The sequence below is a fragment of the Deltaproteobacteria bacterium genome, assembly GCA_016234845.1.
Taxonomy (GTDB): Bacteria; Desulfobacterota; Deferrimicrobia; order Deferrimicrobiales; family Deferrimicrobiaceae; genus JACRNP01.
In genome coordinates this window covers 1-11,389 of sequence record JACRNP010000069.1, presented here as the reverse complement: position 1 = coordinate 11,389, position 11,389 = coordinate 1, and the positions used below count along the sequence as shown (strand labels likewise).

At 66.6% G+C, this 11,389-nt stretch carries 11 protein-coding genes and 1 pseudogene; 5 read left to right on the top strand and 7 right to left on the bottom strand.

The window, feature by feature from the left end:
• Positions 1-11: 11 nt before the first annotated feature.
• From HZB86_05580 to HZB86_05565, 4 genes are all read left to right on the top strand, one after another.
• Positions 12-560 carry a LemA family protein gene (locus tag HZB86_05580; protein MBI5905003.1) on the top strand — a complete coding sequence of 183 codons (549 nt, stop codon included), beginning with the start codon at positions 12-14 and terminating at the stop codon, positions 558-560.
• A gap of 10 nt (positions 561-570) precedes the next feature.
• On the top strand, positions 571-1,605 hold the full coding sequence (locus tag HZB86_05575) for a M48 family metalloprotease (GenBank protein ID MBI5905002.1): 1,035 nt from the start codon (positions 571-573) through the stop codon (positions 1,603-1,605).
• A 112-nt stretch (positions 1,606-1,717) separates the two neighbouring features.
• Entirely contained in the window at positions 1,718-1,933 is a 216-nt protein-coding gene (locus tag HZB86_05570; protein MBI5905001.1) for a glutaredoxin family protein, read from the top strand.
• An 81-nt stretch (positions 1,934-2,014) separates the two neighbouring features.
• Entirely contained in the window at positions 2,015-2,494 is a 480-nt protein-coding gene (locus HZB86_05565) for a ferritin family protein (protein ID MBI5905000.1), read from the top strand.
• Positions 2,495-2,539: 45 nt separating this feature from the next.
• Here HZB86_05565 and HZB86_05560 read toward each other — a convergent pair whose 3' ends face one another.
• The 7 genes and pseudogenes from HZB86_05560 to HZB86_05530 form a co-directional block, all read right to left on the bottom strand.
• Positions 2,540-3,061, bottom strand: a complete 522-nt coding sequence (locus HZB86_05560) for a peroxiredoxin (GenBank protein ID MBI5904999.1) — start codon at positions 3,059-3,061, stop codon at positions 2,540-2,542.
• A gap of 174 nt (positions 3,062-3,235) precedes the next feature.
• On the bottom strand, positions 3,236-4,525 hold the full coding sequence (locus HZB86_05555) for an outer membrane protein transport protein (protein MBI5904998.1): 1,290 nt from the start codon (positions 4,523-4,525) through the stop codon (positions 3,236-3,238).
• Positions 4,526-4,626: 101 nt separating this feature from the next.
• A complete protein-coding gene (locus HZB86_05550) occupies positions 4,627-6,759 on the bottom strand; it encodes a DUF1926 domain-containing protein (GenBank protein ID MBI5904997.1) in 2,133 nt (710 codons plus the stop codon).
• Positions 6,756-7,175: a methylmalonyl-CoA epimerase gene (mce, locus tag HZB86_05545; GenBank protein MBI5904996.1), complete on the bottom strand. Its 420-nt coding sequence runs from the start codon at positions 7,173-7,175 to the stop codon at positions 6,756-6,758. Before mce ends, HZB86_05550 begins: the two co-directional genes overlap by 4 nt.
• A gap of 19 nt (positions 7,176-7,194) precedes the next feature.
• Positions 7,195-8,199: an inorganic phosphate transporter gene (locus HZB86_05540; protein MBI5904995.1), complete on the bottom strand. Its 1,005-nt coding sequence runs from the start codon at positions 8,197-8,199 to the stop codon at positions 7,195-7,197.
• A complete protein-coding gene (locus tag HZB86_05535; protein MBI5904994.1) occupies positions 8,192-8,815 on the bottom strand; it encodes a DUF47 domain-containing protein in 624 nt (207 codons plus the stop codon). Before HZB86_05535 ends, HZB86_05540 begins: the two co-directional genes overlap by 8 nt.
• Positions 8,815-9,862 (bottom strand): annotated as a pseudogene (locus HZB86_05530) (nitronate monooxygenase). Before HZB86_05530 ends, HZB86_05535 begins: the two are co-directional and overlap by 1 nt.
• Before the next feature lie 148 nt (positions 9,863-10,010).
• On the opposite strand from HZB86_05530, the gene HZB86_05525 reads away from it, so the two are divergent.
• Positions 10,011-10,979 carry an NAD(P)/FAD-dependent oxidoreductase gene (locus HZB86_05525; protein MBI5904993.1) on the top strand — a complete coding sequence of 323 codons (969 nt, stop codon included), beginning with the start codon at positions 10,011-10,013 and terminating at the stop codon, positions 10,977-10,979.
• Positions 10,980-11,389 lie beyond the last annotated feature (410 nt).

The following is an 11,389-nucleotide window of genomic DNA, read 5'->3' as shown; positions in this document are numbered from 1 at the left end:
GGAGGGCCGTCATGGCGTACGTGCCTCTCATCCTGATCGTGATCGTCGTGGGCTGGTTCGTCGCCTCCTACAACAAGCTCGTCCGCCTCCGCAACCAGCTGAAAAACGCCTGGCAGCAAATCGATGTTCAGTTGAAGCGAAGGCACGACCTCATCCCCAACCTCGTGGAGGTGGTGAAGGGGTACATGTCATTCGAGCAGGAGCCGCTCACGAAGGTCATCGAGGCCCGCGGCGCGGCCGTTTCGGCGCGGGGGCCGGCGGCCCAGGGAAAGGCGGAGAACGTCCTGACCGAGTCGCTCAAGAGCCTCTTCGCGGTAGTGGAGAGCTACCCGGACCTGAAGGCGAACCGGAACGTCGCCTCCCTCCAGGAGGAGCTGACCGGCACGGAGAACAAGATCTCCTTCGCGCGCCAGTTCTACAACGATTCGGTGATGACGTACAACAACGCGATCCAGGCGATCCCGAGCAACTTCGTGGCCTCCATGTTCAACTTCGGGGCGGAAGCCTACTTCCAGGCGGGCGAGGCGGACCGCGAAGTCCCGAAAGTAAGCCTCCGGTAGAAGCGCCCCCGTGGACCGCGGGAGGGGCTGCCCGAAGTGCGGCGCCGCCAATCCGCCGAACGCCGCCTTCTGCTACCTCTGCCGGGAGACGTTCCCCGCCGGGAACGCCGCCCCGGGAAACGTGGCGAATTCCCTCGTCGGAAGCGCCGACGCCCCCGCACCGTCGTTCCGGCCGGTCCCCATGCTCCTCTTCACCGACGCCGGGCGGCACAACGTCCGGATGTCGACTCTCCTGTTCATCCTCCTCTTCGCGGTCTTCTTCCTGCTGGGCGCGGTCATCGGGGGGGCGTACGGGGACGTCCGCGCCGGCATCGCCCTCGCCGCGGTGCTGTGCGCCATCCTGGGAGGGACGGCGTACTTCAGCGGCTCCTCCATCGTCCTGTCCATCCACGACGCCGCCGCCGCGGACCCGGATCGGCACCGGCAGCTTCTGAACGTCGTCGAGGAGATGAAGATCGCGGCCGGGGTCCCGATGCCGAAAGTGTACGTGATGCCTTCCCCGGGGATGAACGCCTTCGCCGCCGGCCGGAGGCCGGAAGAGGCGTGCGTGGCGGTCACGACCGGCCTCCTCGAGCGGCTGAACCGCGAGGAGCTGCAGGGGGTGATCGCCCACGAGCTCGCTCACGTGAAGAGCCGGGACACGCTGTACAACGTCTGCGCCGCCGTCCTGGTCGGCGCCGTCGCGCTCCTCTCCGACATGTTCCTGCGCGGAACCTTTTACGGCCGACGCGGCCGCGCGTCAGGGGGAGGCCGCGACGGGGGGAGAGGGAACGCGGCGTTCCTCGTCCTCGGCATCCTCCTCGCCATCCTCGCCCCGCTCGCGGCGAAGATCCTGCAGATGAGCATCTCCCGGCAGCGCGAGTACCACGCCGACGCCGCGGCCGCCGGGTTCACCCGCAACCCGCTCGGGCTCGCCTCGGCGCTTTCCAAGATCACGACCGGGGGGGCGCAGGTCCCCGGGGAGAACCGGGGGACGCAGCACCTGTTCATCGTGAATCCCCTGAAGGCGTTCGGGCGCCGCAGGAGGGGGGGCGCAGTGAGGTAAAGCGCAGCCGTGCAGGTTCATCGCACGGCGAGCCACGAACGGAGCCCCGCCCTCCGAGGCGACGAAGCCGAAGCGGGAGAACCAGGCAACCAGTATTCGATGGAGGTGGAATATGCCGCGCCTCGTGACGATCTTCGGGAAGGACAGCTGACCGTACACCACCAACGCTCGTAGGGACTACGAGAAGGCGGGAGCGGGTGTGGCGTACCGGAACGTCGAGAGGGATGCCGCGGCGATGAAGGAGATGCTCTCCCTGACCGGGGGCCGGCGGGACGTGCCGGTGATGGTCGAGGAGGGAAAGGTCACCGTCGGGTACGGAGGCTCCTGAGGGGTGTAGCGGGTCGGCCGGTGGCCGACCGATGCTGTGTTGTGGTAGAAGAATCCCATCAAACGCCGGAGGACGTCATCCATGCAATTCAGCGAAGAGGCGCTCAAATTCCTGAACCTGGGGATCTCGTCGGAGATCTCCGCGTACGTCTTCTACAAGCACGCCGGCGGGATCGTCGCCGACAAGGGACTGAAGGAGACGATCCTCAAGCTGGCAAGCGACGAGAAGGGCCACTTCCTGTCGCTGGAGGACCTCTACGACCGGAACGTCCGGTCGGAGATGTGGGCTCCCTACAAGGACATCCTGGGCAAGGAGGGGCTCCCCGACATCGACGAGCTCGTCCAGGAGACGCACAAGGAGCTGCTGGCGAAGATCCGCGGGATCTCGACGAAGCGGGAAGTGCTCGAGATGGCGCTGCTGCTGGAGAAGGAGGCGTTCGACCTGTTCACCGAGGCCGGCGCGAAGACGAAGCAGCCCGATGTGAAGAAGGTGTTCGACTTCCTCGCCGGGTTCGAGAAAACACACGTGCAGATCATCGAGAAGGAGCTGGCGAACCTATAAATTGGAAGCCCCCCGCGAGGAATGAAGCCACGGGGGGCTTTCCCGTTATTTCCCTAAGAACGGTTTCCCGGGTTTCCAGCCGACCGGGCACAGCTCGCCGGTCTTCAGGGCGGACACCAGCCGCTGCAGCTCGTCGACGCTCCGGCCTACCGGGAGATCCTGCATGATCGACGCGCGGACGATCCCTTCCGGGTCGATGATGAACGTCCCGCGCAGGGCGATCCCCGCCTCCTCCAGAAGGACGCCGTACTCCCTCGAAACCGATTTCGTCAGGTCGGCGAGGAGCGGGTACGCAAGCTCCCCCAGTTCGTGGTTGACCCACGCGAGGTGGGAAAACTTGCTGTCCGTGCTCACGCCGATGATCTGCGCCCCTTCCGCAGCGAACTCGTTCTCCCGCCGGGAGAACTCGAGGATCTCCGTCGGTCAGACGAAGGTGAAATCGAGCGGGTAGAAGAAGAGGACGACCCATTTCCCCCTGTAATCCGACAGCTTGACCTTTTTGAACTCCTTCCCCACCACCCCTTCCAGCTCGAACGCCGGCGCTGGGCCCTTCACCTGGACCGCCATGCGCGCTCCTCCTTCCGCGATATTTCAACAACAGAGGGGACATTCCTGGTTCAACCCCGGGACGAAGGGAAGGAGTGTCCTCCGCCATTAGAAACCCGATAGACGGATATGGATTCAAGAAAAAAAAGGGGGCGCCCCATTCCCCGGGGCGCCCCGCTACAGCGGAATCGCGCGCTAGAACTTGTATCCGACGTCCAGACCCGCGAGCCAGGCGTTCCCGGTCCAGGTGCCTTTGGCGCCGGTCCCGGCCGCCGTGATCTGATTGTCGACCGTCCGGTCCTGCTTGTCGATGTACATGAAGGCGGCGTCGATCGTCCACCGGTTGAACTTGTATCCCGCCCCGACCATGTAGTTCAGGCGGGTCGCGTCGGGAAGTTCGGGGCCGATCGTGGATCCCGGCACCGGGGTCGGGTCGTAGACGAACCCCGCCCGCAGCGCGAGCGGATCGGTGACCCGGTACTCCGCGCCGAAACGCAGCGCAACGACATCCTCCCAATTCTTCGCCGCGTTGGTGCTGACGAGAACCGGCGGCCGCGTATCCTTGATGGTGATCGGAAGGCTGCTGAAGCTGTGCCAGAACGTCCAATCGGCGTCCGCCGCAACCGTCAGCCTGCCCATCGTGCAGGCGGCGCCGATGGCGAACGTGGCCGGCATGGCGACGGTGGCGTCCCCCTTCGTGGCGAATGTCGTGGCGCCCCCGAAGAACGCCGTGGATACGGATGCCCCGCCCAGCGCGGCGACTCCCGTCGTATTGATCGCCTGGATGTCCACGTCCCCGTCCTTGATCTTGAGGTTGAACGGACTGCGGTAGTTGGCGCCGATCCGGAGATTCTCCGTGGGCTTCAGGAGCAGCCCGAAGTTATACCCCCAGGTATCCCCATCCCCTTCCAGGTCCAGGTTGTAGAGATTGCCGCCGAGGGCCGAGTTCCACGGGGTCTTCGCCAGCTCCGCCTTCCCGTACATCCAGTCGATGCCGAAGCCGACGGACAGCATCTCGTTCACCTTGAACGCGATCGTGGGATTCACCACGATCGTCTGCAGGTCGATCTTCGTGATCTGGTTGCGGAAGATGCTGGTGTTCCTGTCGTTGTACTCCTGGCCCAGGCCGAACGGCGCGAAGATGCCGACGCCGTAGGAGACGTTGCCCGAGTTGGTCGTCCGCGTGTAGTACGCGTTCGGGATGAAGAAGTTGAGGCTTTTCTGCGTCTCGCTCTTGATCGCGGTGGTGTTGTCCACCGGCGTCGTCCCCGTGAACTCTCCGCCGTTCTCGCGCACGTACGTGAATCCGACCATCACGTTCTGCCCTTTCAGCTGCGTGAGTCCCGCGGGGTTGAAGTAGATCGCGGACGGGTCGTCCGCCTGCGCGGTGAACGCGAACCCCATGCCCATCGCCTTGACCCCGGCCTCCGGCAGCCGGAAACCGGCCGCGAACGACGTGCTCGCCGCAAGCAGCAGAACGAGCACAAATCCCAACGTCCTCCGTCCCCTCATCATTCCCCTCCTCGCGGGTCCAGAACAGCCCCCAGGAATAGTCGCGTTGCAATAACATACCGTTTTGGAAAATCTCAAGCAATCGAAATGAACGACCAATTCGCTGAATAACGTTCAGTTTCTCCGGGCGGCAGCCGTACCGGGAACAGCATCCGGAGGCAGACCCCCTGGTGGATCTTCTCCGCCCCCGCCTCGGAGAGCGAAGCGGTCTCGACCGGGTTCCGCAGCACGGCGCATTCCCGCGAAAGGATCGCCGCGACGGCGACCTTCCGCCACGCGTCGACCAGCCGGAACCGGCGCACCCCGCCGGCGACGCCGGACGAGGACAGCTCCCGCGCATCTCCCATCCCCTCGTAATACCGGTCCGGCCCGCTGCCGGAGAGAAGGTTCAGGTTCCACTCCGAGCAGAGGAAGCCCGATGCCTCTCCCGTCCCGCGGTTGACCAGCCGGAACGACGCCTCGAACCCCTCTTCTCCGCCCCGGAGCGTCAGCGTCTTCTCGAGCAGCAGGTCGGCGCCGTCCCCGGCCAGGGGAACGATGAACGTCGCAGAGAGGCGCGTCCCCCTCCGGATGCACGCGAAGGACGCCTCCTCGCCCGCCGTGGAGCAGGCGGCCCGCTCCCCCCGGAGGATCCCTTCCGGGGAGATCCCTTCCCGGTAAAACGATTCCCGGAACGATGCGCGCTGCCACGGATCGGTCCCGAGGGCCTCGATCACCGAGGGATCCTTCAACACGAGGACGTCGTGGATGCTCGAGGAGCCGTCGAACGAGCCGGCGGCGTGGCGGAACTTCTCGTGGTACCCCTCTTCCCGCCGCGTCAGCACGTGTCCCAGGGCCACCCCCCGCGCGGGGAGCGAGATCTCGGTGACCGCCCCGCCGTCGTGCGCGTGCGCGAGGAGCGTGATCCCCGCGGTCTTCAGGAGCAGCTCCGCTCCGCCGTCGAGGTCGATGTCCCCCCGGACCGAATCGGTCCATCCCGGTTTCCCGGCGTGCAGGACCGCGTCCGCCGCCGCCTCGGCCCGCAGGAGGTTCGAATACGCCGCCTCCCGCAGGTGGTTCAGGTAGAGCCCGCCGAAGACCCCGTGCCAGTAGACGTCGTTGCTCTGGGACCGGTACAGGAAGTCCCGCGCCTCCCCGCCGCGGGCAGCGTCCTTGCGCTCCGCCGCCTCGACGCGCCCGCTGACGTACAGCATCCGCTTGTGGAGCTGGTTCGCCTCGTCGTACTTCCGGAGGAAGTTCCGGTAATACCCGCCCTGGACGAACGGCTTGAATTCGGTGCTTCTCCCGGAACGGAAGCCGTGCAGCAGCTCCGCGAACCGGTCCGCGGGGCGGGGCGGAAGCGCCCACTCCCCCATCTCGATGTAGGAGCAGGTGGGCAGGTAGACCGTCCCGCGCGAAGGCGCCGCGTCGGAATACTCCCCCAGGGTCATCGTGGCGAACCGGTCGCCGCGGGAGACGATCCCCTGGAAGAAGCGGCGAAGCCACCCGTCCGCGTACACGCTTTTGTGCGTCCCGGGCCACACTCCGAACTTCTCCCCGTCGTCGGCGAAGATCGCCGCCGGGTACGGGACGCGGCGGGAGGTGATCCGCTCGACCTCCCCCAGCGCGTCGTCCACCCCCCCGAAGGGGATGAGGTACCGGAGCCGCTCGCTCCCGGGGAACACCCGGACCGCCGCGCCGTTGTATTCCGTGAGGTAGAAGCCGTCGAGCTCCTCGGGCGAGAGGCCCGCGCGGATGAAGTGGTAGTCGTCCAGCGGCAGGTACTTCACCCCCGCCTTCGACAGCGTCGACGGGAGATCGGGTTCCCACACCCTCTCCGCGAGCCAGATCCCCTCCGGCGCCTTGCCGAAACTCCGCCGGACGAGCCCGGAGAGCGCGCCGATCTGTCCCTGCCGGTCCCGTTCCGGCAGGAGCGCCAGCACCGGCTCGTACATCCCCCCCCCCAGGACCTCGAGCTGTCCGCGGGAGACGAGATCGCGCAGGATCGAGAACGTCTCCGTCGCGTGGTCCGCGATCCACTCGAGGAGCCACCCCGAGAAGTGGATCGTCGCCTTGACGGACGGAAAGTCGGCCAGGGTCGCGAGGAACGGCAGGTAGGCGTCGCGCGTGGCGTCCCGCAGCACGGAGTCGAAGTTCCCGACCGGCTGGTGGTTGTGGAAGACCAGGAGGAGCGCGCGCGGCGTCCCTTCCGGGTGGAAGGCGCTCAATGCTCCCCTTCTCCTTCCCCTTCCTGCGCAAACTCGGTCAGGACGCCGAAGGTGGACTTCGGGTGCAGGAAGCCGACCCGCGTCCCGTGGACCCCGGCCCGCGGCGCCTCGTCGATGAGGCGGACCCCCTTCCCCTTCGCGTGCGACAGCGCGGCGGCGGCGTCCCCGACCTCGAAGCAGAGGTGGTGGATCCCCTCCCCGTTCCGCTCCAGGAACTTCCCGACCGGGCCGTCGGGGGCGGTCGATTCGAGCACCTCGATGGTGCTCTCCCCGACGCGGAAGATGGCGGCGCGGATCTTCTGGTCGGCCACCTCCTCGGTCCCGACGAGGGTGAGTCCCAGGACGTCGCGGTAGAAGGGGATGGCCTCCGCAAGGCTCCTGACGGCGATGCCGATATGCTGGATCTTCCGGATCATGATGCGGTTCCTCCGACGGTTACAGTTTTACGAGGAAGGGGGAAAGGATGCGGAACGCGAAGTAGCCGGCGGCGCCCGACGCGGGGATCGTGAGGATCCACGCCCACACGATCCGGATCCCCACCGCCCAGTTCACCTTCTTGCGCCCCTGGGACAGCCCGACGCCGAGGATGGCCGAAGTGATGACGTGCGTGGTGCTGATCGGGATCCCCATCGCGGTGGCAGTGAGGATGACCGCGGACGACGACGTCTCCGCGCAGAAGCCGTGGACCGGCTGCAGCTCCACGAAGTCGGTCCCGACCGTCTTGATGATCCGCCACCCTCCCATCGCGGTCCCGAGCGCCATCGCGGCCGCGCAGGAGAAGACGACCCAGGACGGGATGTGGAACGTCGGGATCGCGCCGTAGGAGACCAGCGCGAGGGTGATCACCCCCATCGACTTCTGCGCGTCGTTGGAGCCGTGGGAGAACGCCATGAACGCGGCGGATCCGACCTGGAGATGGCGGAACGCCCGGTTCAGCGGGGACGGGTGGAAGTTCCGGAATCCCCAGTAGATCGCGACCATGATGAGGAACGCGACCAGCGTCCCGGTGACGGGCGACACCACGATGGCCACCAGGATCTTCGAAATCCCGCTCCACTTGAGCGGGCTGGTCCCCTCCGCGGCGATCACCGAGCCGATCAGCCCCCCGATGATCGCGTGGGAGGAGGAGGCGGGGATCCCGTAGTGCCAGGTGAGGAGGTCCCAGAAGATCGCCCCCGCGAGCGCCGACAGGACGACGATCTGGGTGACGTGGGTCGGCTCGACGATCCCCTTCCCGATGGTGGTCGCGACGTGTGTGGAGATGAACGCCCCCACGAAGTTCAACCCCGCCGCCATGACGATGGCGTTGCGGATGGAGAGTGCGCGGGTGGAGATGCAGGTGGCGATGGCGTTCGCCGTGTCGTGGAAGCCGTTGATGAAGTCGAAGGCCAGGGCGGCGACGATCACCAGCCCCAGCAGCAGGACCGGTCCTTCAGGCATTCTTCAGCGCGACGCCTTCCAGCACGTTCGCCGCGTCCTCGCACCGGTCGGTGGCCGTCTCGAGCGTCTCGTAGATCTCCTTCCACTTCAGGATGAACACGGGGTCCTTCTCGTGCTCGAACAGGTAGGCGATCGCGTCCCGGCAGACCCGGTCCGCCTCGTTCTCGAGGGAGTTGACCTCGACGCAATGCTCGTAGACGTGGTCCCGTCCCTTCGACGACGGCAGGTGCGTGATCCCCTTGTGCAGCTCCTGCACGCACTTGAGGATCAGGAACCCCAGCTCCTTGGCGTGCGGCGTGGCCTCGGTGACCTTGTAGAGCAGCAGCCGCGTGGCCGCCGCCTCGATCAGGTCGATCACGTCGTCCAGGGAGGACGCCAGCGCGAGGATGTCCTCGCGGTCGATCGGGGTGACGAAGGAGGTGTTCAGCTTCTTGACGATCTCGTGGGTGAGGGTGTCGCCCTTGTGCTCGACCTCCTCGATCCTCCGGACCCTCTCGCGGAGATCGTCGAACTGCTCGAGGAGGTCCTTGAGCCGCACCGCCCCGTCGACGATGTTCTCCGAAGCCTTCTGGAAGAGAACGAAGAACTCCTGGTCCCGCGGAATGATCCGGAACATCACCCCTCCCCCGCCATCCGGGCCAGCGCGGCCTCCGCTCCCGACACCAGCTCATCGAGGATCTCCCGGACCGGCTGGACTTTTTTCACGAACGCCACGCTCTGCCCCGCCATCAGCGATCCGTGCTCCACGTCGCCATCCACCACGGCGCGCCGCAGCGCCCCGACCCAGAACTCCTCGAGCTTCACCTGGGCCTCCTCGCGCGGCAGTTCACCCGCCTTCACCCTGCCCAGCAGGTCGAACTGGAGCCGGTTGAAATCCTTCGTGCCCTCGTTGACGATCGCGCGGACCGGGATCGTGGGGAGGGACGGGTCGAACTGCGTGGTGGGCATGGCGTCGCGCGCCGCCGCCCGGATGAACGCATCCTTGAACCGGGGGTGCGCCACGCACTCCTCCGCGGCGACGAAGCGGGTCCCGAGCTGGACCCCGGCCGCCCCCAGGGAGAGGTACTGCGCGATGATCTCCCCGGTGCCGATCCCCCCCGCGACGAACACGGGAACCTCGGTGACCGACAGGAGGAACTCCTGCGCCAGGACCGACGTCGCCACCGGTCCGATGTGCCCGCCCGCCTCGTTCCCCTCGATCACCAGGGCGTCGACCCCCTGCTTGATCAGCCGCTTCGCGAGCGAAAGGACCGGGGCGAAGCAGACGAGCGAAAGCCCCGCCGCCTTGACCGCCGCGATGTCCCGCCCGGACGGTATGCTCCCCGCGAAGAAGACGTACGGGCACTTCTCGCGGATCACCACCTCGACGTGGTCCTTGAAGGCGGGAGCGACCGTGATCAGGTTCACGCCGAACGGGTTCCGCGTCTTCTCGCGGGTCTTCGCGATCTCCCGCGCGAGCAGGCTTCTCGCGGGTCTTCGCGATCTCCCGCGCGAGCAGGTCCGGGGGCATGTTTCCCACAGCGAGGACGCCGAACCCCCCCTCGTTCGAAATGGCCGCCACGAGGTTGGCCTCGGAGACCCACGTCATCGCACCGCACATGATCGCGTACCGGGTCCCGAGGAAGTCGGTCCCCCGCTTCCACGCACGCGCAAGGTGCTTCATGTCCCTCAACTCCATTCATGCTGCTCCGGAACGGCGGGATGGCAAATTGATACTATATATCATACGACTTCGGGATACGCCCATCATTCCGTCTTCGATGCCCCGCCATGAGGCGTTCCGCCGAACTTTGAGATATGATTGTGCCGGGATGGTCCTCCAGAGGGATTTCTACGACATCACGGTCGTCGGCGCCGGACCCGTGGGTCTCTACGCGACCTACTACGCGGGGCTGCGGGAGTGCCGCACCAAGCTGATCGAGACGTACCCGCAGGTCGGCGGGCGGCTGATCTCCATGTACCCGGAGAAGGAGATCTTCGACGTCGCGGGCCACCGCAGGATCGTGGCCGCGGACCTTATCCGCGAGCTCGCCGCCCAGGCGATGCAGTACGAGCCGACCGTCGTCCTCGACGAGCGGGTCACGGGACTCCGCGTCCTCGACGAACGGGTGATCGAGCTTTCGACCCCGGCGGGCGCACACTACACGCAGACGGCCATCATCGCGGCCGGGTGCGGCGCGTTCGTCCCGAGGAAGCTGGACATACCGCACCTGATCGATTTCGAGGGGCAGGGGATCCACTACTACCTGAACTCCTTCGAGCCGCTCCGGGGAAAGCGGGTCCTGATCGTCGGAGGGGGGAACAGCGCGGTGGACTGGGCCCTCTCCCTCGACGGGATCGCGGCCGAGGTCACCCTGTGCCACCGGATGTACAAGTGGCAGGCCCACGAGGCGATGGTCCACCGGCTCCTCTCCTCCGGGGTCCGGGTGAGATACCCGTACTACACGCTGAAGGAGGTGCTGGGCGACGACCGCGTGACCGGGGCGGTCATCTGGAACGAGCGAAGCGGGCTCGAGGAGACCCTCGAGGTGGACGACATCGTCCTGTCGATCGGCATGCTGACGAACATGGAGCCGTTCCGGCAGTGGGGGTTGAACATCGTCGGGAGCGGGATCGGGGTGGCTCCCGACATGTCCACCAACCTGCCCGGCGTCTACGCCGCGGGGGACATCGTGACCTACCCCGGCAAGGTGCTCCTCATCACCGCCGGGGCGGGGGAAGCCGCCACCGCCGTCAACAGCGCGAAGGAGTACATCCTCTCGGGCGACCTCGGCCGGTAAGAACGCCCGCATGCCGATGCGGGGTTCCTCGCGGGGGGCTTCCTCTCGGGGACGTTCGCGACCTCCGCCCGCTCACTGCGGATTCCGCTCGACGCAATCTCTGCCTCGCTCCATACGCTGCCCCACCGCCGAATCCGTATCGGTGGGGTACCCCTCCTACGGAAGGTATGGGGCCCCCTGCCCCGATACGAGCTTCGCGCCGCCGGGGTATCCCCGCAACCAAAGAGCGAGGGGGCACGAGGAACCCCCCGCTACGTCACTCCCGCATCGGGCGGTGCGCGATTTACTTTACGACAGGCGGAGCCGGCGCGGCCTTGTTCACGTCCTCCGCCTTGACCGGGGCGTCGGAGCGGATCGCCCCCTGCGCCTTCTTCTCGATCTCCAGCAGCCGGTCGAGCGTGTCCCGGACC